Annotated in this window: 23 protein-coding genes and 1 tRNA gene; 16 read left to right on the top strand and 8 right to left on the bottom strand. The window is 72.9% G+C overall.

What is annotated here, in order from left to right; genetic code table 11:
- Nucleotides 1-318: 318 nt before the first annotated feature.
- From FVE25_RS18125 to FVE25_RS18095, 7 genes are all read left to right on the top strand, one after another.
- Entirely contained in the window at nucleotides 319-1,842 is a 1,524-nt protein-coding gene (locus FVE25_RS18125; protein WP_157248125.1) for a cytochrome P450, read from the top strand.
- Nucleotides 1,843-1,853: 11 nt separating this feature from the next.
- Nucleotides 1,854-4,367 (top strand): class III lanthionine synthetase LanKC, encoded by a 2,514-nt coding sequence (gene lanKC / locus FVE25_RS18120; protein ID WP_157248124.1) that lies wholly within the window; start codon nucleotides 1,854-1,856, stop codon nucleotides 4,365-4,367.
- A gap of 164 nt (nucleotides 4,368-4,531) precedes the next feature.
- Nucleotides 4,532-5,671, top strand: coding sequence for a cytochrome P450 (locus FVE25_RS18115; RefSeq protein WP_157248123.1), 1,140 nt, complete (start codon nucleotides 4,532-4,534; stop codon nucleotides 5,669-5,671).
- Entirely contained in the window at nucleotides 5,668-6,675 is a 1,008-nt protein-coding gene (locus FVE25_RS18110) for a radical SAM protein (protein ID WP_157248122.1), read from the top strand. Before FVE25_RS18115 ends, FVE25_RS18110 begins: the two co-directional genes overlap by 4 nt.
- An 86-nt stretch (nucleotides 6,676-6,761) precedes the next feature.
- Entirely contained in the window at nucleotides 6,762-7,865 is a 1,104-nt protein-coding gene (locus FVE25_RS18105) for a sensor histidine kinase (RefSeq protein WP_219825534.1), read from the top strand.
- Entirely contained in the window at nucleotides 7,840-9,435 is a 1,596-nt protein-coding gene (locus FVE25_RS56825) for a BTAD domain-containing putative transcriptional regulator (RefSeq protein WP_343046147.1), read from the top strand. The genes FVE25_RS18105 and FVE25_RS56825 overlap by 26 nt, the downstream gene beginning before the upstream one ends.
- Nucleotides 9,432-11,012 carry a sensor histidine kinase gene (locus FVE25_RS18095; protein ID WP_157248120.1) on the top strand — a complete coding sequence of 527 codons (1,581 nt, stop codon included), beginning with the start codon at nucleotides 9,432-9,434 and terminating at the stop codon, nucleotides 11,010-11,012. Before FVE25_RS56825 ends, FVE25_RS18095 begins: the two co-directional genes overlap by 4 nt.
- Here FVE25_RS18095 and FVE25_RS18090 read toward each other — a convergent pair.
- Nucleotides 10,995-11,771 (bottom strand): 1-aminocyclopropane-1-carboxylate deaminase/D-cysteine desulfhydrase, encoded by a 777-nt coding sequence (locus FVE25_RS18090; RefSeq protein WP_157248119.1) that lies wholly within the window; start codon nucleotides 11,769-11,771, stop codon nucleotides 10,995-10,997. The two genes, FVE25_RS18095 and FVE25_RS18090, sit on opposite strands and share 18 nt — an antisense overlap.
- Nucleotides 11,772-11,814: 43 nt before the next feature.
- On the opposite strand from FVE25_RS18090, the gene galK reads away from it, so the two are divergent.
- The 7 genes from galK to FVE25_RS18055 all read left to right on the top strand — a co-directional run bounded on the left by galK (nucleotide 11,815) and on the right by FVE25_RS18055 (nucleotide 17,164).
- A complete protein-coding gene (gene galK, locus FVE25_RS18085; protein ID WP_157248118.1) occupies nucleotides 11,815-12,927 on the top strand; it encodes a galactokinase in 1,113 nt (370 codons plus the stop codon).
- 184 nt (nucleotides 12,928-13,111) lie between these two features.
- Complete coding sequence (locus tag FVE25_RS18080; protein WP_157248117.1) at nucleotides 13,112-14,230, top strand: nitric oxide synthase oxygenase; 1,119 nt, start codon at nucleotides 13,112-13,114, stop codon at nucleotides 14,228-14,230.
- A gap of 37 nt (nucleotides 14,231-14,267) precedes the next feature.
- Nucleotides 14,268-15,044 (top strand): enoyl-CoA hydratase-related protein, encoded by a 777-nt coding sequence (locus FVE25_RS18075; RefSeq protein ID WP_157248116.1) that lies wholly within the window; start codon nucleotides 14,268-14,270, stop codon nucleotides 15,042-15,044.
- A 48-nt stretch (nucleotides 15,045-15,092) separates the two neighbouring features.
- Nucleotides 15,093-15,512, top strand: coding sequence for a hypothetical protein (locus FVE25_RS18070; protein WP_157248115.1), 420 nt, complete (start codon nucleotides 15,093-15,095; stop codon nucleotides 15,510-15,512).
- 2 nt (nucleotides 15,513-15,514) lie between these two features.
- A complete protein-coding gene (locus FVE25_RS18065; RefSeq protein WP_157248114.1) occupies nucleotides 15,515-15,736 on the top strand; it encodes a helix-turn-helix transcriptional regulator in 222 nt (73 codons plus the stop codon).
- Nucleotides 15,733-16,428, top strand: coding sequence for a DUF4386 domain-containing protein (locus tag FVE25_RS18060; protein ID WP_157248113.1), 696 nt, complete (start codon nucleotides 15,733-15,735; stop codon nucleotides 16,426-16,428). Before FVE25_RS18065 ends, FVE25_RS18060 begins: the two co-directional genes overlap by 4 nt.
- A 139-nt stretch (nucleotides 16,429-16,567) precedes the next feature.
- Nucleotides 16,568-17,164 (top strand): hypothetical protein, encoded by a 597-nt coding sequence (locus tag FVE25_RS18055; RefSeq protein WP_157248112.1) that lies wholly within the window; start codon nucleotides 16,568-16,570, stop codon nucleotides 17,162-17,164.
- A 207-nt stretch (nucleotides 17,165-17,371) separates the two neighbouring features.
- Here FVE25_RS18055 and FVE25_RS18050 read toward each other — a convergent pair.
- Nucleotides 17,372-17,444, bottom strand: a tRNA-Asn gene (locus FVE25_RS18050).
- Between the two features lie 124 nt (nucleotides 17,445-17,568).
- Here FVE25_RS18050 and FVE25_RS18045 point away from each other — a divergent pair.
- Complete coding sequence (locus FVE25_RS18045; protein WP_157248111.1) at nucleotides 17,569-17,862, top strand: YtxH domain-containing protein; 294 nt, start codon at nucleotides 17,569-17,571, stop codon at nucleotides 17,860-17,862.
- Here the strand turns inward: FVE25_RS18045 and FVE25_RS18040 are convergent.
- Nucleotides 17,856-18,374: a TetR/AcrR family transcriptional regulator gene (locus FVE25_RS18040; RefSeq protein ID WP_219825533.1), complete on the bottom strand. Its 519-nt coding sequence runs from the start codon at nucleotides 18,372-18,374 to the stop codon at nucleotides 17,856-17,858. The two genes, FVE25_RS18045 and FVE25_RS18040, sit on opposite strands and share 7 nt — an antisense overlap.
- Nucleotides 18,375-18,493: 119 nt before the next feature.
- On the opposite strand from FVE25_RS18040, the gene surE reads away from it, so the two are divergent.
- The gene (gene surE / locus FVE25_RS18035) at nucleotides 18,494-19,357 is read left to right on the top strand and encodes a 5'/3'-nucleotidase SurE (RefSeq protein WP_157248109.1); all 864 of its coding nucleotides are present in this window, start codon (nucleotides 18,494-18,496) and stop codon (nucleotides 19,355-19,357) included.
- A gap of 64 nt (nucleotides 19,358-19,421) precedes the next feature.
- On the opposite strand, the gene FVE25_RS18030 is transcribed toward surE, so the two are convergent.
- From FVE25_RS18030 to FVE25_RS53870, 5 genes are all read right to left on the bottom strand, one after another.
- Nucleotides 19,422-19,895, bottom strand: coding sequence for a hypothetical protein (locus FVE25_RS18030; RefSeq protein ID WP_157248108.1), 474 nt, complete (start codon nucleotides 19,893-19,895; stop codon nucleotides 19,422-19,424).
- Nucleotides 19,892-21,169: an amylo-alpha-1,6-glucosidase gene (locus FVE25_RS18025; protein ID WP_157248107.1), complete on the bottom strand. Its 1,278-nt coding sequence runs from the start codon at nucleotides 21,167-21,169 to the stop codon at nucleotides 19,892-19,894. The genes FVE25_RS18030 and FVE25_RS18025 overlap by 4 nt, the downstream gene beginning before the upstream one ends.
- A 32-nt stretch (nucleotides 21,170-21,201) precedes the next feature.
- The gene (efeB, locus tag FVE25_RS18020; protein WP_157248106.1) at nucleotides 21,202-22,404 is read right to left on the bottom strand and encodes an iron uptake transporter deferrochelatase/peroxidase subunit; all 1,203 of its coding nucleotides are present in this window, start codon (nucleotides 22,402-22,404) and stop codon (nucleotides 21,202-21,204) included.
- A gap of 3 nt (nucleotides 22,405-22,407) precedes the next feature.
- On the bottom strand, nucleotides 22,408-23,589 hold the full coding sequence (efeO, locus tag FVE25_RS18015; protein ID WP_157248105.1) for an iron uptake system protein EfeO: 1,182 nt from the start codon (nucleotides 23,587-23,589) through the stop codon (nucleotides 22,408-22,410).
- 86 nt (nucleotides 23,590-23,675) lie between these two features.
- The gene (locus FVE25_RS53870; protein ID WP_181019622.1) at nucleotides 23,676-23,831 is read right to left on the bottom strand and encodes a hypothetical protein; all 156 of its coding nucleotides are present in this window, start codon (nucleotides 23,829-23,831) and stop codon (nucleotides 23,676-23,678) included.
- Between the last annotated feature and the right edge of the window lie 47 nt (nucleotides 23,832-23,878).

The following is a 23,878-nucleotide window of genomic DNA, read 5'->3' as shown; positions in this document are numbered from 1 at the left end:
CCTCGCTCGCGTCGCTCTCTCGCCTGCGTCCGCGCATGTGTCCTCCGGTTGTCCCTGGGCGACGCCGCTGGCCAGCGTAGGAAGACGGACTTGGAAGCGGCTTGACGACCACGGCAACCCGGCCTGAACTGCGGTTTCGCGCTCCGGGCGGGCTCGCGGGTTCCGCCTGCCGGGACGACGACGATGGTGGTACGGCCCCGCCGTACCCCTTGACCTGCGCGAACGCGGATGGAACGGGTTTTGCAGCCATCTCCCAGGGCGATCCAAGTCAGCCCGTTCATCCTCGAGCTGTCGGCACGAGGACGTGAGGGAGCGCAGATGACGGGGACCCTGGTGGTGTTCGGCGCGGGGGCGCCGCCGGTGCGCGACGGCTGGCGGGTCCGCACGCACGAGACGCCCGCTGGTGACCGGGCCGCGTGCGCCGAGGCGGTCGCCGACTGCCTCGCCGCGCCCGGCAGCCCGGCCCGCGCGGTGCTCCTAGGGTACGGCGCGGCCGCCGCGGCCGTGGTGGACTTCGCCGATCTGCACCCGGAGCGCGCGGCGGCGGTCGTGGCCGTGGGCTCGCCCGACGCGCTCGACCCGTCGGGCCTGTGCTGCCCGGCGCTGGTGCTGGCCGAGGACGACCCCAGGAGCGTGGCGTCGTTCCTGGCGGCCCTGGAGCCGGAAGGGCGGGCGAGCTGCCCGGTGCGGCTGCCCGCGCTCACGCCGGTGCTGCTCAACGACCCGGACGTCATCCGGCAGCTGCGCGAGATGGGCCCGGTCCATCGGGTCAACGCGCCGGGCGTGGCCACCTCGTGGATCATCACCGGGCACGCGGCCACCACGGCGGCGCTCGGGGACGCGGCGCTGGTGAGCGAGACGGAGATCACGGCCGGCTTCCGCCTGCAGGGCGACCTGGAGCACCGCGGCGAGCAGGACCTGGTCACGATCGACGGGGCCGAGCACGCCAGGCTGCGCAGGCTCGTGGGCCAGCACCTGACGCCCCGGCGGATGGAGACGCTGCGCCCGCGCATCCAGCGGGCCTGCGACGAGCTGCTGGACGCGCTGCCGGTGGACGAGCCGGTCGATCTCGTGGCCGCCTTCGCCCGGCCGCTGCCGATCGTGGTCCTGTGCGAGCTGCTCGGCATCGCCGCGGCGGACCGGGCCGACATCGCCGACTGGCTGCTGGTGCGGATGAACACCGTGCCACCGCAGGCGCATCCGGACATCGACGAGCGGCTGCGCGCGCTGATCGCCGAGCGTGCCGCCGTTCCCCGGGACGACCTGCTCGGCTGGGTGGTGGCCGCGGAGGGCCCCGGGCTGTGCGCCGGCGACCTGGTCGCGGCGAGCCGGTTGCTCATGGTCGGCGGGCACCGCGCGCCCACGACGCTGCTGGCCAACGGCGTGGCCGCGCTGCTAGGCGACAGGCGGCGGTGGAAACGCCTGGTGGCCGAGCCCGGCCTGGCCGAGAGCGCGGTCGAGGAGCTGCTGCGGTACGTCACGCCGTTCCCGGTCGGCCTGGCCAGGAACGTCTCCTGCCCGGTCGAGGTCGGCGCCACCCGCCTGCCGCGCGGCGACCTCGTGGCGGCCTCGCTGGTGGCCGCCAACCGCGACCCGGCCTTCTTCGACGAGCCCGAGGAGCTGGACATCGGCCGCGCCCGCAACCCGCACCTGGCCTTCGGCCACGGCCACCACCACTGCCTGGGCGCCGCCCTGGCCAGGACGCAGGCCCAGGTCGCCCTGCTGACCCTGGCCCGCCGCTTCCCCGGCATGGACCTCACCCAGGACGCCAGGGACCTGCACTACCGGCAGAGCCGCGTGCGCTACCTGCTGGAACTCCCCGTCGTCCTCCGCCCGCGCTAGGAGCCCGCCCCATGGACGCGACCATCCCTCAGCTGCTCTCCTTCTGCCAGGCGGACCCGCTGTTCTTCGAACCGCCGTCGCGCATCCCCGACGGCCGCAGCCGGTTCGCCGCCGGGACCCGGCCGCTGCCGGACGGCTGGAGCGCCACCGAGCGCGACCTCTGGGTCGTGCTGCGCCCGCCCGGCGTGGACCTGCCCGACCAGGGCTGGAAGATCCATGTCTCGGCCACCGCCGGCGACGCCGAGCGCGTCGTGGACCTGGTCGTGGACTACTGCCTGGAGCACCGGATCGCGGTGAAGTTCCTCCGGAGCGGGGCGGCCGTGCGGCTGCTCAACAGCAAGTACGCCGACCGCGGCGGCAGCGGCAAGCTGCTGGCCCTCTACCCGGTGGACGTCGCCGAGCTGAGCCGCGTGCTGCCCGAGCTGGACAAGCTGCTGGACGGCTTCGCCGGGCCGTACGTGCTCACGGACCTGAGGTACGGCGGCGCCCCCGTATACGTGCGCTACGGCGCGTTCAAGCCGATGACCTATCTCGGCCCGGACGGCGAGACCGTGTACGCGGTCCGGACGCCGGACGGCGAGCTGGTGCCCGACGACCGCTCGCCCGCCTTCACCGTGCCGGCGTGGGCGGAGGTGCCCGAGGTGCTGCGGGAGGCGCTGGCCAGGCGGGGCGAGGGCGGCGCGGAGCAGTTCCCCTACCAGATCGAGCGGCCGCTGCACTTCTCCAACGGCGGCGGCGTGTACCTGGCCCGTGACAAGGGGTCCGGGGGGTACGTGGTGTTGTCGGAGGGCCGTCCACACGCGGGGCTGGACGGCGAGGGCATGGACGCCGTGACCCGGCTGGGCCGCGAGCGCGACATGCTGAGGCGGCTGGAGGGCCTGGACTGCGTGCCGCGGGTCCTGGACTACCGGGTGATCTGGGAGCACCACTTCCTCGTGGAGGAGTACATCGAGGGCAAGACCCTGATGGAGGAGGTCTTCGACCGGTACCCGCTGGTGGGTCCCGACCCGGCGCCCGAGGACGCCGCCGCCTACGCGCGGTGGGCGATCGACGTGCTGGCCAAGGTGGACCAGGCGCTCATGGCCGTGCACGCGCGGGGTGTGCGCTACGGCGACCTGCATCCGGGCAACGTCATCGTGCGCCCGGACGGCCGGGTGGCGCTCGTCGACTTCGAGATCGCCTGTGACCTCGCCGACCCGCAGGGGGCGGGGCTGGCGGCGCCGGGGTTCGCCGCGCCCGCCGGGCTGCGCGGGCGCGCGGCCGACCAGTACGTGATGAACTGCCTGCGCCAGTGGGTCTTCCTGCCCATCTCGCCGCTGCAGGATCGCGACCGGGTCAAGCTCGCCGCGCTCACCGGCGTCATCACCGAGCACTTCCCGCTGCCTCAGGGCTTCGGGCCGCGGATGGTGCGGCAGTTCGGCCTGACGGCCGGCACGGATCAGAAGGCCGCGCTCTTCGCCGAACCCGGCTGGGAGCCGCTCAGGGACTCGATCGCCGCGGGCATCCTGGCCAGCGCGACTCCCGAGCGCCGGGACCGGCTCTATCCGGGCGACCCGCGGCAGTTCGTCACCGGCGGCCACACCGTCGCGCACGGCGCCGCCGGAGTGCTCTGGGCCCTGCGTACGGCGGGCGTGCCCGCCCCGGAGGAGCACCTGGACTGGCTCGTCACCACCACCCGGCAAGCCGAGCCGCGTCCCGGCCTGCTGGACGGGCTGCACGGCGTGGCCGTCGTCCTGGACGAGCTCGGCCGCCGCGAGGAGGCGATGGAGACGCTGGCCCGCGCCAGGGCCACCGAGGACGGCCTGCTGACCCCGGGCATTCACGGCGGCCTGGCCGGAGCGGGGCTGAGCCTGCTGCACTTCGGCGACCTGGACGGCGCGGCCCGGCTCGGCGACCGGCTCGCCGCCGGGCTCGAGGGCTGCGAGCGCGGCGGCCTGCAGCACGGGCTGACCGGCGTCGCCCACTACTTCCTGCGGCTGCACGCGGAAACCGGCCGGGAACTCCATCTCGACCGCGCGCTGCTCGCCCTGCGCCGCGCGGTCGAGCGTGGCCGGGTGCTGCCCGACGGCGGTTTCCAGCTGCTGGAGGAGAACCGCTACCACGCCTACCTGGGCACCGGCAGCAGCGGCCTGGCCGTGGTCCTGGCCCAGTACCTCGCCGTGCGCGAGGAGCCCGGCTTCGCCGAGGTCGTCGCCGGCGCCCGCACGTCCTGCCGGGCGCCGTTCGTCCGGCACCCGTTCCTGTTCATGGGCCGGGCCGGGACCATCGCCGCCCTCCACTACCTGGGCCTGGCCGAGGACCGGCCGGTCATCCACGACCACGTGCGCAGGCTCGCCTGGCACGCGCTCTCCTACCAGGGCCATCTGGCCTTCCCCGGCAACCAGTTGCTGCGCCTGTCCATGGACCTGGCCACGGGCACGGCGGGCGTGCTTGCCGCCCTAGGCGTCGCGTTCGACCGGAACGCGTCGGTCATCCCCGCCCTCGACCTGCGGATCCCCGCGGTCGAAGGCACCAGAAGGAGGTGAACCCCATGGCATTCGTCCTCGAGCTTCAGGCTCTCAACGCCCCCAAGGCGCTGACGGCGCACCCGTGCTACAGCCACGTCACGTCGTACGCAGGCACCTGCTGATGACGAACGGCGCCGGGGATCGGACAGCGATCCCCGGCGCCGACCACGGAAGGGTTTTCCATGGACAGTAGTTTGCCCCTCGTCAGCGTCGAGATGCTGCGTGATCCGCAGGCGCTGCGCGCGCTGCGCGAATCCGGCCCGCTGCACCACGTCAACATGGGCGGCCGGGAGCCCGGCTGGATCCTGACCTGTCACGAGTCGGCCGCCAAGGCGCTGGTCGACCCGCGCCTGCGCGGCGAGGCGCCTCAGGCCAAGGGTCCGGAGAAGGAGCTGGCCGACGAGGAGGACCTGTTCTTCCTGCCCAGCGAGCAGCATGCCAGGCTGCGCAGGATGATCTCCCGGCAGCTCACGCCGCGCCGGGTCGCCGGCCTGCTGCCGCGCATCCAGCGCGAGGCCGACGTCCTGCTCGACGCCATGCCGGTGGACGAGCCCGCCGACATCATCGCCGCCTTCTCCCGCCCGTTCCCCGTCGCCGTGCTGTGTGAGCTGCTCGGCGTGCCGCGGGACGGCCGCCACTACATCCGCGACTACGTCTTCGGCTGGGTCGCCGAGGCGGGGGCGGGCACCGTGGTCACCGAGAGCGCGGGCGTGGCCATGGCCGCCTACCTCGAGGACCTCATCGCCGAGCGCCGGGCCCGCCCCCGGGACGACCTGATCAGCGCCATGGCGGACGGAGACCCGCGCGACGTGCTCTCGGCCGTCCGGCTGGTGCTCATCGCCGGTCACCGGCCGGTGACCCGCCTGTTCACCGAGGGCCTGCCGCTCCTCCTGGCCCACTGGAGCATGCTCGCCGAGGACCCCTCGCGCCTGGACGGCACGGTCGAGGAACTGCTGAGGTTCGTCACCCCGACCGCCCTGTCCTCGAGGTACGTCAAAGAGGACCTGGAGATCGGCGGCGTGGAACTGCCGGAGGGCAGCGGCGTCCACTGCGTGCTCACCGCGGTCAACCGGGACCCGGACCGCTTCGCCGACCCCGACGCCTTCCTGCCCGGCCGCGCCGACAACCCGCACCTGGCCTTCGGCTTCGGCCACCGGCACTGCCTGGGCGCGGCGCTGGCCAGGGCCGAGGCCCGGGTGGCCGTCGGGACGCTCACCCGGCGCTTCCCCCGTCTGCGGCTGGCCGCCGACCAGGGCCCGCGCCCGGTCCGCGCGGGCACCAAGCGGCAGCTCGTCATCCTCGAGCCCGGAGAACCCACGTGACCATCCCCGACCGCCCCCTCGAGATCATCTGGGACATCACCTACGCCTGCCCGCTGCGCTGCGTGCACTGCTACTCGGAGTCCGGGCGGCGGCCCAGCCGCCAGCTGCGCCGCGACGACCTGCTGCGCATGGCCGACGCCATCGCCGCGATGCGCCCCTACGGGATCTCGATCGCCGGCGGCGAGCCGCTGCTGGTCAAGGAGCTGTTCGAGGTGACCGCGCGGATGACCGCGGCCGGGATCAAGGTGGCGTTGTTCACCGGCGGGTGGACGCTGCGCCCGGAGATGCTGGACGACCTCGCCCGCGCCTTCTTCCGGGTCAGCGTCAGCGTGGACGGGGCCACCGCCGGCGTCCACGACCGCGTCCGGGGGCGGCGCGGCTCCTTCGACCGGGCGATGGATGCCCTGGCCATGCTCGACGGCTCCGCGATGACCTTCGGCATCGACTGCGTCGTGGTGCGCAGCAACGTCCACCAGGTCGAGCAGATGTGCACCGAGCTGGTGCCGCGCTTCCCCGGGCTGGACTTCGTCTCCTTCGGCGCCGTCGTGCCCGAGGGGCTGGCCAGCCGTACCGGCTTCGCCGAGCGCGAGCTGCTCACGGACGAGCAGGTCACGACGCTCGGCGACCCCGCGTACGGCGAGCGGCTGCGCGGGCTGGTCCCGTCCTCGGTGCACGTCACCGCCACCGACAACCTCGCCCTGCAGATGCACCCGGACCGCATCCGCGCGGGCTGCTTCTTCCCCGCGCTGCAGATCGAGCCCGACGGCGCGGTGCGGGCGATGCCGGCCTACGAGGGCACGGTCGGCAACCTGCTCACCGACTCCCCCGCCGAGCTGTGGCGGCGCGCGGTCGAACGCTGGCACGACCCGTTCGTGGTCGAGACGCTCGGCCCGGTGCGGACCATGCGCGAGTGGGCCGAGGCCACCAGGAAGATCGACTACCACTTCGGCTCGGCCGCCGACCGCGCCCGCATCGACCGGCGGCCCGCCTTCGTCCCGCTGTGACACCGTTGAGCGGACGTTGATTCGACGTTGGCAGGCCGCGATTAGCCTCCCCGGTAGAGATGGGGAGAACGCACCGGACCCGCGGCGTGGCGACAGGCGTCGTCACGCTCGCCGGCATGCTCGCGGCCGTCGCGGCGGCCTACGCCTTCGGCCAGTGGGCGGGCCTGGGGGCCGCCCTGCTCGCCGGCGCCTTCTACCAGCCGCTGCACCGCCTGGCGCGGCGCGCCGCCGACCGGCTGCTGGACGGGCGCGCCACCGACGTGCGCGCGCTGGCCGCGTCCGCCAGGCAGCGGTTGCAGCAGGGCGACCCGCACTCCGGCCTGCGCGCCATCCTCGCGCTGCTGAGCGCGGCGCTGCCGGCCACCGGCGCCGCCGTCGAGCTCGGCGACCGGGTCGTCCGGTCGGGCACGGTGCCGGTCGTCGCGACCGCCCTGGACCTCGACTGGCACGGGGAGCCGGTCGGCCGCCTGCTCATCGGGCCCTTCACCGGACGCGGCGAACCGGGGGCCGACGCCGACCGGGTCCTGGCCGCGCTCCTGCCCAGCGTCTCCGACGCCGCCCATGCCGTACGGCTGGCCGCCGCGCTGGAACGTGAGCGCGAACACGACTCGGACCTGCGGGCGCAGGAGCGCCAGAGGCTCGGCCGCGACCTCCACGACGGGCTCGGGCAGTCGCTCAGCGGGCTGGCGATGTCCATCCACGCGGCCCGCGCGGCCGCCCGCAGTGCCCCGGAACAGGCCGAAGCGCTGTTTTTCCGGTTGCTCTCCGCGATGGAGGAGGTGAGTATTGAGGTCGGCAGGCTGGTGGACGGCGCGCCCCCGCCCCAGCTGGCCGAGCTCGGCCTCGCCAGGGCGATCGAGGAACTCGCCGGCGCCCCGCTCACGTCGGGGGGCGGTGACCTGGAAGGGTTGCCGCCCGCGGTGGCGCTGACGGTCTACCGGATCGTCCAGGAGGCGGTGACGAACGCGCACAGGCATGCGGCGGCGACCTCCGTCGACGTCGGGTACGAGCGGCGCCCGGACGGGCTCCGCGTGACGGTCCGCGACGACGGCCGCGGGCTGCCGGTCCGGCCGCGGACGGGGATCGGCCTGCGGTCCATGCGCGAACGCGCCGCGGAGCTCGGCGGCTGCTGCGTGATCCGGCACGCGGAGGGAGGCGGGACGGTTGTCGAAGTCGATCTACCACTCTGAGCTCTACCACGGGGAGGTCTACCACCCCGAGGTGGCCGCGTCGGCCAGGTTGAGCCTGCACGCGCTTGGACCGTTCCGCGCCGACCGCGACGGGCGTCCGCTCGATCTCGGCGGGCTGCGCCAGCTCGCGGTGCTCGCCCGGCTGCTGGTGGCGCGCGGGCGGGCCGTGCCCGTGAGCACGCTCGTGGACGAGATCTGGCCGGGACGCCCGCCCGCCCAGCCGCTGGCCAGCATCCAGGGGTACGTCTCGCGGCTGCGCCGCGCGCTGGAGCCCGACCGGGCGCCGCGCCAGGAGGCCAGGGTGCTGGTCAACGCGGCGCCGGGGTACGCGCTCCGGGCCGAGACGGAGCAGGTGGACGCCTGGCGCTTCGAGGCGCTGGTGCGCGGCGGTCCCGGCGAGCCCCGGCAGGTGTGGGCGGACATGGAGACGGCGCTGGCGCTGTGGCGCGGGCCGGCGCTGGCCGAGCTGGCCAACCTGCCGTGGGCGGCCACCGAATCGGCCCGCCTGGAGGAGCTGCGGCTGGTGGCGCTCGAACGGCACGCCGACGCGGGCCTCCGGCTCGGGATGGCCGCCGCGCTCGTGCCCGACCTGGAGGCGCACGCCGCCGCCCACCCGCTGCGGGAGGAGGCGTGGCGGCTGCTGGCCGGCGCCCTGTACGGCTCCGGCCGGCTCGGGGACGCGCTGGGCGCGCTGCGCCGGGCCCGCGCGCTGTGGCGGGAGGAGCTGGGGCTCGACCTGTCGCCGGGGCTGCGGGGCCTGGAGGCCGACTTCCTGGCCCAGCGGCCGGCCGCGCCGTCCTGGCTGCCCGAGCAACGCCGCTCGCCCACGCCGCCCGTGCCCGGCCCGCCCGCCGTACCCGTGCCCTCGCACGATGCGCACACAGCGCACACAGCGCACGCGGCGTACGTGCCGCGGGTGCTGGTCGCCGACGATCAGGCGCTCGTGCGCGCCGGGCTGCGGGTGGTGCTGGACGCCGAACCCGACGTGCGCTTCGCCGGGGAGGCAGCCGATGGCGAGGAGGCAGTCGCCGCCGTGCAGGCGCTGCGGCCCGACGTGGTGCTGCTCGACATCCAGATGCCGCGCATGGACGGGCTGGCCTCCGCGCGCCGCATCCTGGCCGGGCCGCGACCGCCCAAGGTGATCATGCTGACCACGTTCGGCAGCGACGAGAACCTCTACGCGGCGCTGCGGGCGGGGGTGAGCGGGTTCATCCTGAAGACCTCGCCGCCGGAGCAGCTCGTGGCCGCCGTCCGGGCGGCCGCCGCGGGTGACGCGCTGATCGACCCCGCGGTCACGACCAGGCTCATCGCCGCCTTCGCCCACCGCCCCCAGGAGACGCCGCCGCCCGCCACCCCGGTCGAGACGCTGGCCACGCTGCCGGAGGCGCAGGTGGAGCTGGTCCGCCTGGTCGCGCGGGGGCTGAGCGACGGGCAGATCGCCGGCATCCTGCGGGTGCCCGACGCCGGCGCCCTGGTCGGTGACCTGCTGGCCAGGCTGAACCTGAGCGACCGCGCCCAGCTCGTGGTCCTCGCCTACGAGTCCGGCCTGGTCACGCCGGGGCTCCCATGAGCCGATGGCTGGCCGCGGCGTCGGCGGGGCTGACGCTGGCGGCGCTGGTGATGCGCGTGCTGCTGCCCGCCGCCTGGTCCCCAGGCGTGCCGCTGTTGCCCGACTACGCCGCCGGGCTGGCCTTCCCCGTGCTCGGCGCGTTCCTACTGCGCCGCCGTCCCGGGCACCTGCTGGCCCTGCTGATGTGCGCGGGCGGGCTGACCTGCGCGGTGCGCGTGGCCGCGGAGACGGGCATGCTCACCGCCGCCGCCGCGGGCGAGCTGGAGCTGGCCGGGCTGCTGCGCTACCCGGCCGCGATCGCCCGCGTCACGGGCGGGATGCTGCTGGCCGGGCTGCTGCCGCTCTACTCCCCCGACGGACGGCTGCCCTCGCCGCGCTGGCGCCCGGTCGCCGGATTCGCGGCGCTGACGGCGGCGCTGGAGTGCGTCCGCGTGATCGTGCGCCCGGTGCCCGCCTCCTCGCCCTGGCCGCGGCCGATCCCCAACCCGCTGGCCGTCCAGGCGCTGGCACCGGTCAACGACCTGCTGCGCACCTGCGCCGAGGCCGCCACGCTGGCCGTCGTGGTGGCAGGTCTGCTGTCGCTGCTCCTGCGCGCCAAGGACGCCTCGTTGCGCCGCCAGCTGGCCTGGCCGATCGCGGCCTTCGCGCTGTACGTGGCCTTTCTGCTGGCCGGGCCGGCGTTCTGGGCGCCGTGCCTGGTCGCGACCGCGCTCGTGCCCGTCGCCATGGCCGCCTCCGTGCTGCGGCACCGGTTGTTCGGCGTCGAGGTGCTGCTGGGCAAGGCGCTGGTCGGCGCGGGGGTGGCGGGCGTGGCCGGCGCGGCCTACCTGGCCGTCTCCGGGACGGCCAGCCTGTTCGTCTCCGGCCACGGGCAGCTCGCCGGGCTGGCCGCCGCCCTTCTGACGGGCGCCGCGTTCCAGCCTCTGCGGGTACGGCTGCGCCGTATGGTCGACCTCGCCATGTACGGCCCGCACGGCGACCCTCAGCGCCTGGCCAGGCGCCTGGCGGCGGAGGTGCGCCGGTCGGACCCGTACCACGCGCTGGCCGACACGCTCACGGTGACCGCCGACGCGCTGGGGGTGCGCGGGCTGGCGGTCCGGATCCGCCAGGGGGCGACGGTGACGACGGGCGAACCGGGCACGGGCGGGCGGGAGCTGCCGCTGATCTGGCACGGCGAGCCGGTGGGCACGCTGGTCGTCGGCCCGCCGGGGGCGCGGCGGTTCACGTCCGAGTACGCCGAGCGGCTGGTGTGGACGGCGGTGCCGTACCTCGCCGACGTCACGCACGCCGTGCAGATGTGCGACGACCTGCGCCGCTCCCGCGAGCGGCGGGCGGCGGCGTGGGAGGAGGAGCGGCGGCGGCTGCGCGACGGGCTGCGCGCCGAGCTCGGCCAGACGCTGGCCGGGGCCTCGCGCTCGCTGCGGCTGGCGGGCACGAGCCTGCGCAGTTCGCCGTCGGCTGCCGACCGGCTGCTCGGCGACGTGGGCACGGACGTGCACGACGCGGCCATGCGGGTGCGGGAGCTGCTGCACGGCCTGTCCGCGGACAGGGAGCCGGTGTCACGCCGGGATGCCTGAGGTGACCAGGGCGATCACCCGCGTCCCCCGGGGGAAGGCGCCCTTGGCGGCCAGGTCGAGCACGCCGTACAGCATCTTGGCCACGTAGACGCGCTCGACGCCGTGACGGGCGGCGAAGGCGTCGAGCTCGGGGGTGGTCCTGGCGTAGCCGCCGAAGTGGTAGCCGGTCTCCAGCCGCCAGTTGTCCCATACGCGCCCGTAAGCCTCCCGCTGCAGCCGCTCCACCTCTCCCGCCAGGAAGCCGCCGCCCTTCAGCACCGGGAAGCCGATGGCCCGCCTGCCCTCGGGCAGGCCCGCGGAGACGCCGGCCAGGGTGCCGCCGGTGCCCACGGCGCAGCAGATGACGTCGTACTCCTCGGTGATCTCCGCCGGCAGTTCGGCGCAGCCGCGCACGGCCGCCGCGTTGCTGCCGCCCTCGGGCAGGATGGCGGCCTCGCCGTACCTCTCCAGCAACCCTGCCTGGACGGCGGGCGTGTGCTTGAGCCGGTAGGCGGCCCGGTCGAGGTAGCCGAGGCGCATGCCGCAGGAGACGGCGTGGGCGAGCGTCGGGTTGAGGGGCAGGTGCTCCTCGCCGCGGATGATGCCGACCGTCTCGATCCCGTGGGCCTGCCCGGCGGCGGCGACGGCGCGGATGTGGTTGGAGTAGGCGCCGCCGAAGGTGAGGATGCGGCGGTGGCCCAGGTTGTACTTGAGCTTGCGCGGCTTGTTGTCGTCGGGCTTCAGCAGGATCCGGACGCCGTGGTCTGCCATTTCCCGCATGGCGCTAGTCTACGGACGGGCCCATGTTGAGAGGTGTTGGATTATGCGGGTTGCTGAAGCTTTTCGTGCGGCGTTCGGAGCCGACCCCGAGACGGTCTGGCACGCTCCCGGCCGGGTCAACCTGATCGGCGAGCACACCGACTACAACGACGGCTTCGTGCTGCCCTTCGCGGTGCCCTGGGGGGTGACGGCCGCGGTCAGCCCGCGGGAGGACGGCGTGGTCCGCCTGTTGTCGCTGCAGTCCGGGAGCGGCCCGGTCACCCGCGATCGGCTGGAGGACACCGCGGGCTGGGAGCGGTACGCCGCCGGGGTCCTCGCCATGCTCGGCGACCGGGTGCGCGGCGCCGACATCGCGGTGGACGGCGACGTGCCCCAGGGCGCCGGGCTCAGCTCCAGCGCCGCGCTGGAGGTCTCGGTGGCCTCCGCGGTGAACGAGGTCTGCGCCCTCGGCCTGACGCCCATGGAGATCGCGCTGACCTCGCAGAAGGCGGAGAACGACTTCGTCGGCATGCCCTGCGGGATCATGGACCAGGCGGCGTCGGCCCTGGCGAAGGAGGGCCACGCGCTCTTCCTCGACTGCCGCTCGCTCGGCTACCGCAACGTCCCGCTCGACTTGGCCGCCCACGGCCTGGAGATCCTCATCATCGACACCCGCGTGCACCACGAGCTGGCCGACGGCGAGTACGCCAAGCGCCGCGCCGAGTGCGAGTCGGCCGCCCGCACGCTCGGCGTGCCCGCCCTGCGCGACGTCACCGACCTGGCCGCCGCGCTGGAGCGGCTGTCCGGCAACGAGCGCAAGCGCACGATGCACGTCGTGACCGAGAACCACCGGGTCGAGGCCCTGATCGGGCTGCTGCGCGCGGGGCACCCGGCCGAGACCGGCGCGCTGCTGAACGCCTCCCACCTGTCGCTGCGCGACCAGTTCGAGGTGACCGTGCCCGAGCTCGACCTCGCCGCCGAGGCCGCGGTGCGCGGTGGCGCCCGGGGCGCCCGCATGACCGGCGGCGGCTTCGGCGGCTCGGTCATCGCCCTGGTGGCCGCCGACCGGGTGGCGTCCGTGCGGGAGTCCGTCTCCACGGCCTACGCGGCCAAGAGCTGGCGCGAACCCCGCTACCTCCGCGCCACCCCCGCCCAGGGCGCCCACAAGGTCGGCTAGGTCTTCACCCTTTGTCACCATAAGATCACAGGGTTTTCGATTTTGTGGGACAAATCCCCGGTCGCCGGTTAAAGATGTGGATGCTGCGGAGCCGCGGCGGCGAGGAGAGGGCGCCGCCACGAGGACGCCCGGCCGGCCCGGAACCGGTCAGGCGATCCGTGTTGTGGATTGCGCTGGTTGCTGCGTGCGTACCTGGATCAGGTCCCTGCGTCCCTTCGATGCCGTCTCGCACACGATCATCGACCTCCGCGAGGCGGAGCGTTTCCTCAGGCTCTTCCACACCGAGAACCCCGATTCCGGCGACCTCCTGACCCGCCTGGCCCACGTGACCGCCGAAGTCGCCCGGACCGGCACCTACACCCACACCCCCGCGGAACTCGAGTTCGGCGCCCGGGTCGCCTGGCGCAACAGCAACCGGTGCATCGGCCGCCTCTACTGGCGCTCGCTCAAGGTGCGCGACCGGCGGGCGATCTCCAGCGCGGAGGGCGTCGCCCTGGAGTGCGTGGAGCACCTGCGCCAGGCGACCGGCGAGGGGAAGATCCGGCCCACGGTCACCGTCTTCGCCCCCGACACCCCGGCCCGCCGCGGGCCGCGCATCCTCAACGACCAGCTCATCCGCTACGCCGGGCACCGGGCCCCCGACGGCTCGGTCGTCGGCGACCCGCGGCAGGCGGAGCTGACCGCCCTGGCCCGCGAGCTCGGCTGGCGCGGCGGCCAGGGCCGTTTCGACGTGCTGCCGCTGATCATCCAGCCCGCGTCCGGGCCGCGGCTGTTATGCCATCTGCCCGGGGACGCGGTGCTGGAGGTGCCGATCACGCACCCGGAGTACCGGTGGTTCGCGGAGCTGGGGCTGCGCTGGCATGCCGTACCGGCCATCTCGAACATGTGCCTGGAGATCGGCGGCGTCTGCTACCCCTGCGCGCCCTTCAACGGCTGGTACATGGGGGCCGAGATCGGCGCCCGGAACCTGGCCGACGCCGACCGGTACGACCAGTTGCCCGAGGTGGCCCGCCGGCTCGGGCTGGACACCTCGACCGAGCGCTCGTTGTGGCGCGACCACGCGCTGGTGGAGCTGAACGTGGCCGTGCTGCACTCCTTCGACCGGGCCGGGGTGTCAATGACCGACCACCACACGGAGTCGCGCCGGTTCCTGGCCCACCTGGAACGCGAGGAGCAGGCCGGGCGGGTCTGCCCGGCCGACTGGTCCTGGATCGTCCCGCCACTCTCGGGCGCGGCCACGCCGGTCTTCCACCGGTACTACGACCAGCGCACGATGACACCGGCCTTCGTCCCCCGCCACTGAACTTGCGGACGCTTCTAGAACATGATTCTGTCGGACCATGTCCGAACTCGTGCTCTCCTCGGTGGACCAGGGCGTGCTCACACTCACGTTCAACCGCCCCGACCGCCTGAACGCCTGGACCGACGCCCTCGGCCGCGAGTATTTCGACCACCTCGAACAGGCCGAGAAGGACCAGGCCGTCCGCGCGATCGTGGTCACCGGGGCGGGCAAGGGCTTCTGCTCCGGCGCCGACTTCCAGACCCTGTCCGCCCTGCGGACCGGGGACTACCACGAAACCCCCGATCCCCGGCCCGTCACCTATCCCACCACCATCCGCAAGCCGATCATCGCCGCGGTCAACGGCGCCTGCGCCGGGCTCGGCATGGTCCACGCCCTCGTCTGCGACCTGGTCTTCACCGCGGCCGACGCCAAGTGGACCACCGCGTTCCCGCGCCGCGGGCTGGTCGCCGAGTACGGGCTGTCCTGGGTGCTGCCCCGCCTGGCCGGGCAGCAGCGGGCCATGGACCTGCTGCTGTCCGGCCGGGTGTTCAGCGGGGCCGAGGCGCATGAGCTGGGGCTGGTCAATCGCGTGCTGACCGGCGACGAGGTGCTGGCCGCGGCCCGGGAGTACGCCGGGGAGCTGGCCGTACACAGCTCGCCCGCGTCGATGGCGATCATCAAGCGGCAGGTGTGGAACGACTGGAACGTCACCCTGCAGGCGGCGGAGCAGGAGGCGGTACGCGAGATGCTGGCCTCCTTCGGCCGCCCCGACTTCGCGGAAGGCGTGGCCAGCTTCCTGGAACACCGCCCACCCGGCTTCCCGCCGCTGTCCTGACGTTAAACATCTTTGACACCATGTTAAGAATGTCGTACCTTCACGGGTATGACGTACGAAGAAAAAGGCATCTGGGTCTTTCTCCTCGTCAACGCGGTGACCTTCGTGACCTACGTGGTCGTCATCCTCACCCGCGCCGGTGACGGCGAACTGGCCCAGGTGCCCTACGTGTCCACGCTGCTGTGGACGATCGGCGTCTCCATCGCCGCCGCCGTCGTCGGCCGCATCCTGGTGGAGATCGCCAAGCCGAGCGACTCCCACCGGGCCGACGTCCGCGACAAGGAGATCAACCGCTACGGCGAGTACGTCGCCGGCTCGATCCTCGCGGTCGGCATGGTCATCCCCTTCGCCCTCGCCCTGGCGGGGGCGGCCCACTTCTGGATCGCCAACGCAATGTACGCGGTCTACACGCTGGCCTTCCTGATCGGCCCGGCCCTCAAGCTCGTCGCCTACCGGCGAGGCATGTAGCCATGGTCAAACCCACCAAGGTCACCAACTCCATCCGCGCGCTCCGCTTCGCGCACGGCGAGATGACCCAGGCCGACCTGGCCGAGCGCATCGGCGTCACCCGCCAGACCGTCATCGCCATCGAGCAGGGCCGCTACTCGCCCTCCCTCGAAATGGCCTTCCAGATCGCGCGCGTGTTCCGCGTCCCCTTGGACGACGTCTTCCAGTACCCGGAGGAGCCATGAAATCCCTCGCCCGCCTGACCGGCGCCTTATACCTCGTCGTCGCCATCCTCGGCGGCTTCGCCCAGTTGTACGTCCGGGCCCGCGTCTTCGTCCCCGGCGACGCCGCCAGGACAGCCGAGAACGTGGTCGCGCAGGCCACGATGTTCCGCCTCGGCTTCCTCGCCGACCTGGTCCAGGTCACGTGCTTCCTGGGCGTCGCCCTCCTCCTGCACCACATCCTCCGCCAGACCTCCGCCGCCCTGGCCCGCGCCATGCTGGTCCTCATGGCCGTGGCGGTGTCGATGATCTGCCTCAACCTGCTCAACCACCTCGCCGCCCTCCTGGTCGCCACCCAACCGGCCTACGCCGACGCCTTCGGCGGCACCGGCGGCTCGCAGGCGCTGGTACTCCTGCTGCTGGACATGCACCGCTACGGCTACCTGCTGGCGCAGATGTTCTTCGGCCTGTGGATGCTGCCCGCCGGCCTGCTGGTCCGCCGCTCCGGCCTGTTCCCCAAGCCGCTGGGCCTCGTCCTGATCGCAGGCGCCGCCGGCTACCTCGCCGACCTGTTCGCCCAGTTCACCGTGCCCGCGCTGGCCGGGACCCTGGCCCCCTTCGTCCTGACGACCGCGACCGTGGCAGAAGTCTGGCTGCTGGTCTACCTGCTCACCATCGGCGTCCGCACCCCCCGCCCCGCGCCTGCGACCGTGTAGACCGTTCAGGCTCCCGGAACGCCGGCCGATAGCGCTGTGTAACGATCCATGCGCGCACCACGAACTCAAGAATGAGTGGCCGACGTTTCGCCGGGCTTCAACGGCTCGGGCGCCCTGGATGAGCCCCCACCTCTTCCTCATGAAGGATTCGGAGGTGGTTGTCATGTGGATGCAGCTAGTGCCAACCATCGTCGGTCTTGCCGGCGTGGTGATCGGGGTGCTGGTCGGCGCCTGGCGGCAATCACTGCTTCAGCAGGGTAACTGGCTGCGCGACGACCTGAGGCGTTGGCAGCAGGACCGAAGGGAGTCGTACCTCAAGCTCGTCCAGGCTGACGATGAACTGTACCGTTGCGTGATCCGGGAGCTACCCGACCCGCCGCCCGGGCAGGTGGTGACCGATAGTGGAACAGCAGGTCTGGATGACGTGATTCCGCCACTCGCCGCGGATGAACGCGCAGAGCTGATCCAGGCGTTTGACCGCCTCTGGCGCGCGAAGCGCGAAATCGAGCTGCTCCACTTGACGGACGACGCACTCCTACTGGCCACCAACAGGCTCACGCTCAAGGACGCCGAACTGGTGAGCCTCATGCTGTTCGACTTGGCTCACTGCCCTGAAGACGCGCAAGGGGTAACACGGAAAATCCGCGCTGCGCTGAAGACTCGGCGCGACTTAATTGACCAATTCATGCAGGAAGCACGGACGGTTCTGAACGTCCCGCGCAACCGGTCTACATAGTCCGATGTCGGGCCCTGTTCAACCAGTTGGCCCGGCAACGCAGCCCGGCCCTCGCCCTCTCGATCGAGCGCGCCTCCGACCTTGCCCGGCACTCGACGCCCACCACACCCCGGACCGTCCACCGCCACCGGCTCCCGGAACGACTCAGGCCCCCCACCCGTTGACGGAGTGGAGGGCCTGAGCTGTGCTTATGCAAGCACTGTCCTGCTCCCGCGATAGGACTCGAACCTATAACCTGCCGGTTAACAGCCGGCTGCTCTGCCGGTTGAGCTACACGGGATCGAACACTTGCGCTGATCGTCGGGGCTTTGGCCCTGTCCGTTCGGCGCATGAATAGATTAGCGCACTCCTGGAGTGCGTGTCGCATCCATAGCGGGGTAGGCCCGAGACAGCGGAGGTGCAAGATGCGTTATCGGATGGCATTCGCTGTTGGCCTGGCGGTCGGCTACGTACTGGGCAGCCGGGCCGGTCGTGAGCGTTACGAACAGATCAAGCGGACCGCCCAGCGGCTGGCCGACAGCCCCACGGTGCAGGAGGCCGCCGGGCTCGTGGGGGCGCAGGTGTCCAAGGCCGCCGCGCTGACCAAGGCCAAGGTCGGTGAGCGGGTGCCGTTCCTGGCGCGCGACGGCCACCACGACACCGGCACGGGCTGGCCGGAGGAGGAGTCCAAGCCGGAGGAGGCCAGGGTCCCCTACTGACGGGCCACGGCGCGGTGGAGCAGGTCGGTCAGTTCCTCGGCGTAGGACGGTTCGGCCACGCTGCCGCCCAGGGCGACGCGCAGGAAGATCGCCCCTACGAGGAGTTCCAGGAAGATCTCCTGGTTGACGCCGGGCCGGGCCGCGTCCTGGGCGAGGGTCCGTGCCAGGTGGGCGCGGCGCGGGGTGACGAGGTCGTCGCCGAAGGCACGGCGGTCGCGCAGGTCGGCCATGAGGCCGAGGAACGCGGCGGCGAGGGCCGCGTCCCCGAATCTGGCCAGCACGGCGTCCACCCATGCCCGCAGGTCGGCGCGGAGGTCTCCGGTGACGCGCGACGGCCCGGATGCGGTCCGGGTGAACAGCGCCTGGGCCACGACGTCTGACTTGTGCGGCCAGCGCCGGTAGACGGCGGGGCGGCTGACTCCCGCCCGCCGGGCGATGGCCTCGATGGTCGTGCCCTGGTAGCCGCTCTCGCACAGCAGGGCGCGCGTGGCTTCCAGGACGCGGGCGTCCACGCTGGGGTCACGTGGGCGGCCCTTGACAGGAGCGCCCGGTGAATCGACACTGCGAGCCATATACGTTCCACTCTGTCACGTATGTACCTCAGGCGCGAAGGTACGGACCGGGAGCCCCCGTGTTACGAGTCCTCGCCGCCCTTCTCCTCGCGCTGTCCCTGGCCGGCCCCGCCCAGGCCCAGGCTCAGCCGCACACCGTCTCCCTGCGCATCCTGCTGACCAACGACGACGGCTACGCCTTCCCGTTCATCCAGGCGCTGCGCCAGTCCCTGATCGCCGCGGGGCACGAGGTCACCGTGGTGGCCCCGGCCGCCGACGCCAGCGGGAGCGGCACCGCGTTCAACGCCCGGTTCGGCTCCACCCTCGAGGCCGTGGAGCGCTCGCCCGGCGTATGGTCGGTGACCGGCAGCCCGGGTGACGCCGTGGCCTTCGGGCTCCGGGTCGTCCTCGCCGCGAACCCGCCCGACCTGGTCGTCTCCGGGCCGAACGCGGGCCAGAACGTCGCCGCCATTACCAACCACTCCGGCACCGTCGGCGCCACGATCGCGGCGCTGGACGCCGGGGTTCCGGCGGTCGCGATCAGCACCGCGGTGGACACCTCGACCACCCCGCCGTCCTTCCCCAGCGCCGCCCAGTCGGTCGCGTTCGCCACCAAGCTGGTCGATCGGCTGGCGCGCGCGCCCCTCCCGCCCCTCACGGCGCTGAACGTCAACTATCCGGTACGGCCCAGCGGCAAGGTCAGCTTCGCCCGCCTGGGCACCTCGGCGTTCGTCTCCACCCGCTACGTCCCCGCGCCGGAGGCGTGCCCGGCGTGCTACCGCATCCTGCCGGTGCCGGCGAGCGGCCCCGACCCGGTCCCCGCCGCCGACCGTACGCTCCTGGACGCCGGGCACGTGACCATCACCCCGATCGACGGCGACTGGGAGGCCGGCCCGCTGACCACCGCCCTGGTGAAGTCCCGGCTGCGCGGCCTGACTCCCTGAGTCCCGGCTGCGCGGCCTGCCCCCCTAAGACGGGCTCCAGCGCCCGGCTCCCTGAGGACGGGCCCTAGACGCCCATGCTCCGCCGTACGCCCTCGAGGGCCTGCTCGGCCTGGGCGCGCACGCCGGGGTCGGCCGGGTCGATGCCCTCGTCGAAGACGAGCGTCCACTCCTTCACCTCGCCGCCGGGCGGGCGGCGGGCCACCAGGCGCACCCCGCCCCGCCCGGGCAGCTGCACGTGCTTGTTGACCACGATGGTGGAGTTCACGCGCTCGCGCACGGTCTCCGGCACCCGCCGCGGCTCGCTCACCGGCGCCTCGTGACGCTCGCCGTCGGTGGTGGTGACGCGCAGCCCCTCCTCGCTCCACGCGGCCCTGTCGATCATCTCGTACGGCACGCGCGCCCCGCCCGGCAGGTGCAGGGCGAGATCCGTGGCCACCACCCACCCGTCCCCCGAGGGGGCGAAGGCGAGCACACGCTCCCCCGGCTCGGTGGCCAGGGCCTTGCGGACGTCGGCGGGCAGGCGGCGCAGGAAACTCATTCCTCCACGCTATCGGCCAGCAGATCCAGGGTGAGCGCCGCACTCCAGGAGAAGTCCCGGCAGCCGCGTCCGCTGCCGTCGAACGGGTCGAAGCACTCGCGGAACCCGGCCTGCCGGACGAGGCGGAGTGTGCCGGTGGCGAGCTGGCGGCCGAGCTGGTCGAGGGAGTGCACGGCGGCGGCCCGGCGCAGCAGCCAGTTGGTGTTGACCCAGGAGGGGCCGCGCCAATAGCGGGTGCGGTCGAACTGGGCGGCCCTGATCTCGCAGCTGGGCACGGGGTAGCCGGTGGCGCCCATGAACCGGGCGGATTCGAGCACGTCGATGAGGGCGCCGACGTTCGCGGCGGGCAGGTAGGGGTCGAGCAGGGGGCCGAAGCCGCCGACGGTGCAGATGCGGATGAGCCGGTCGGTGCGCAGGTCCCGGGCGTAGAAGCAGCCGTCCCAGAGGCGTTCGAGCAGGGCCTTCCTGATGCGTTCCGCCTGCTCGCGGTGGGGCCGGGGGTCGGCGCCGGCGACGGTCGCGAGTTCGGCCAGCGCCTGGCAGGAGGCGAGCCAGATGCCGTTGAACATCGGGTCTTCGATGGCGAAGGGGTGTTCGTCACGCAGGTACTCGGGGCGGTATCCGGAGTTGCGGTAGCGCAGGGCCAGCCAGACGTAGCGGTCGTGGTCGCTGTCGGGGTGGCGCTCGTCCAGGTCCACGTTGCGGTAGCCGTACCGGATCTCGGGCAGGGCGGCGAGCGGCTCGTCCCAGGCGGGGCTGTCGTCCATGCCCGACTCCCAGGGGTGGATGATCGCGGCCAGGCCGGCGCCGCCGAGGTCGCGGGCGGCGGCCAGGTAGGCGTGCTGGGCGGCGAGCATGGGGTACACGTGCCGGGCGAAGGCGGTGTCGCCGCCGTGCCGCCACAGCCACCAGGTGGCGAGGGCGTGCAGGGGCGGTGCGGTGAGGCCGGAGGTGAGCACGGAGTGGGGCGCGGCGGAGTGGTCCTGGGAGCGCCAGACGGACGGGCCGGGAAAGTATGCCTCGGGGGTGTGGAAGACGATGTGCGGGACCATGCCGGTGGACCACTGGCCGGCCAGGAGGTTGGCCAGCTCGGCCTCGGCGCGCTGGGGGCGGTGGCGGGCCAGGCCGATGGCGACGAAGGCGGAGTCCCAGCTCCACTGGTGCGGGTAGAGGCCGGGCGCGGGCACGGTCGCGGTCCCCGTCCAGTTCGCCTCGAGCACGGCCATGGCCTCGCGCCCGAGCGCGGCGTCATCGACCGCGGGTCGCGCCTCCATCAACCCACTATGCGCGCGTCCATCGAATCACGCTAGGTGAGGAGCGCCTGGCCCCAGAACTGGCCGGGCGCGACGCCGGGCGGGCAGGCCCAGATGCCGGAGCCGATGTGCTGGATGTACTCGTTGAGCGGATCCTGCCGCGCCAACGCCCGCTGAATCGGGATAAATCCGGACTCGGGGTTGCGTTGGTAGGCGATGAAGAACAAGCCCGCGTCCAGCCTGCCCAGACCGTCGGTGCCGTCGGTGAACGAGTAGCCCCGGCGCAGGATCCGCACCCCGCCCAGCGAGCCGGGATTGGACAGCCGCACGTGCGAGTCGACCGGCTGCCTGGCCAGATCGACCTCGTCGTGCTCCCGCCGCCCGCCGTAAGGCGCGCCCTCGCCCTTGGTCCGCCCGAAGATGTCCTCCTGCTCCTTCAGCGAGGTCCGGTCCCAGGTCTCCACGTGCATCCGGATCCGCCGGGCCACGAGATAGGACCCGCCCCGGAGCCACTGCGGCCCCTCGTCCCCTACCCAGACGTGCTGATCCAGCGTGGCCGTGTCGTTGAAGGCGATGTTGTTGGTGCCGTCCTTGAACCCCATGAGGTTGCGCGGCGTCTGCGCCTCGGGCGTGGTGGAGGAGGTCTTGCCGAAGCCGAGCTGCGACCAGCGCACCGCGGCGGTGCCGAAGGCCAGGCGGGCGAGGTTCCTGACCGCGTGCACCGCCACCTGCGGGTCGTCGGCGCACGCCTGCACGCACAGGTCGCCGTCGCTGCGGGCCGGGTCCAGCTTGTCGGCCGGGAAGTGCGGCAGCCTGCGCAGCGCGCCCGGCCGCCGGTCGCCCAGCTTGAGCCTGTCGAAGAACGACGGCCCGAAGCCGACCGTCAGCGTCAGCCGGGAGGCGGGCAGGCCGAGCGCCTCACCGGTGTCGTCCGGCGGGGCCAGCGGCGAGCCCAGCGCGCCGCCGCCCACCTCCTGCCCGGCCGTCATCCGCACCGCCGCCTCGGTCCACGCCTTCAGCAGCGCGACCGCCCGGGGCAGGGACGGCTCGAGGAGGTCGAAGGCGGCGAAGTGCAGCCGGTCCTGGACCGGGGTGGCGATGCCGGACTGGTGCGGGCCGTGGAAGGGGATCGCGGACGGCGCCGCCTGCGCCGGTTCCGGGCTGCCGGGCCGTACCAGGGAGATCCCCGCGGCCGCGACGCCCGCGCCCGCGACCAGACCGGCCCCGGCGAGCAGACTCCGGCGTGAGACGGCCACGGCTCAGCCCGCCACGGCCTGGGCCAGGCCCGACAAGGGCTCGGCGAGGGCGTTGACGGCGTCGGCCAGCTCCTTGATCTGGGGCTTGGTGAGCTTGTCGTAGGTGACCCAGCCGTCGCCGGAGGCGTGCGTCTTGAGCAGCTTGTCCAGGTCGGCGAACTCGGTGTCGAGCGTGGTCACCAGCGCCGGGTTCTTCTCCTGAAGGACCGGGGTGAGCAGGTCGTAGACCTTCTTGGCGCCCTCGACGTTGGCGGCGAAGTCCCACAGGTCGGTGCGGGAGAACGCCTCCTCCTCGCCGGTGATCTTGCCGGTGGCCACCTCGTCGAGAAGTTCCTTGGCGCCGTTGGCCATGGAGGTGGCGTCCATCTGGGCCTCGGGGATGCGTGACTTGAGGTCGTCGAGGTCCTTCAGGAGCTGGTCGCCGTACGCCGCCTCCTTGGCCAGCGTCTTGGGGGCCTTCCAGAGGGCCTTCTCCAGACGGTGCCAGCCGGTCCACTTCTGGCCCTCTTCGAGGTCGGCCTCGCGCAGGTCCACCTTGGGGTCGATGTCGCCGAACGCCTCGGCCACCGGCTCGACGCTCTCCCAGCCGTAGCGGCTGGGGGCGTAGAGCTCCTTGGCCTTGTCCACGTCGCCCTTCTTGACCGCGGCGACGAACTCCTTCGTCTTGGCGATCGAGTCGTCGACCTGGGCGCCGACGTAGGCGCGGTAGTCGTCCACGGCCCGGGTGACGCGCGGGTCGGCCTGCTTGGCCAGTTCGCCGGTGACCTTGACGTCCTGGCGGATGCCGTCGCCCTTGTGACCGGGCTTGCAGGCGAGCTGGTAGGAGCCGCCCCCCAGCTCGACGACGAGGTCGGCGGAGGCGCCCGGCTGGATGTTGTTCCGCTCGGACACCACGCTCTGGTCGGCGCGGTAGACGTAGACGGCGGTGAACTGGGTGCCGGTGTTCTTGATGGCGAACTTGACGACGCCGGCCTGCAGGTCGGTCTTGTCGGCGACGCACGTGGTGTCGGTGGCGGCCACGGCGACGGTCTCCTTGACCGCGCCCGTGGGCGCGGGCTGGACGAAACCGCTGCTACCGCTTCCGCTGCCACTCCCTCCGTCGGTCCCGTCGTCGGCGCCCGAGCAGGCGGCCAGGGCGAAGGCGAGAGCGCCGCACGCGGCGAGCGAGCGAAACACGGTGGCCATGGGGACTCCTTGGTGCCTTAGGTGCCCCTAACTTAGCTTCCCCTAACCTAACAGCGGAGGGTGAAGTGCGCCACGGCCGGATTCGGTCAGTCGGCGAACACCCTCTTGAGCAACAGCACGCCGAACACGACCGCGCCGATGATGAGCCCCCACTTGATGAGCGTGAACACGAAGCCCACGAGCGGGCCGAGCAGAATGAAGGCCGCGACCAACGCGGCGATGATCAGAAGAATTCGTCCCATGCCACCGACGGTATGAGCAGATTTAAGCGAACTGCAGGCGTCACAGG

The organism is Nonomuraea typhae, from assembly GCF_009760925.1.
GTDB classification, from domain to species: Bacteria; Actinomycetota; Actinomycetes; order Streptosporangiales; family Streptosporangiaceae; genus Nonomuraea; species Nonomuraea typhae.
The sequence above is the reverse complement of the archived record's forward strand: the minus strand, read 5'-3'. Positions and strand labels throughout refer to the sequence as shown.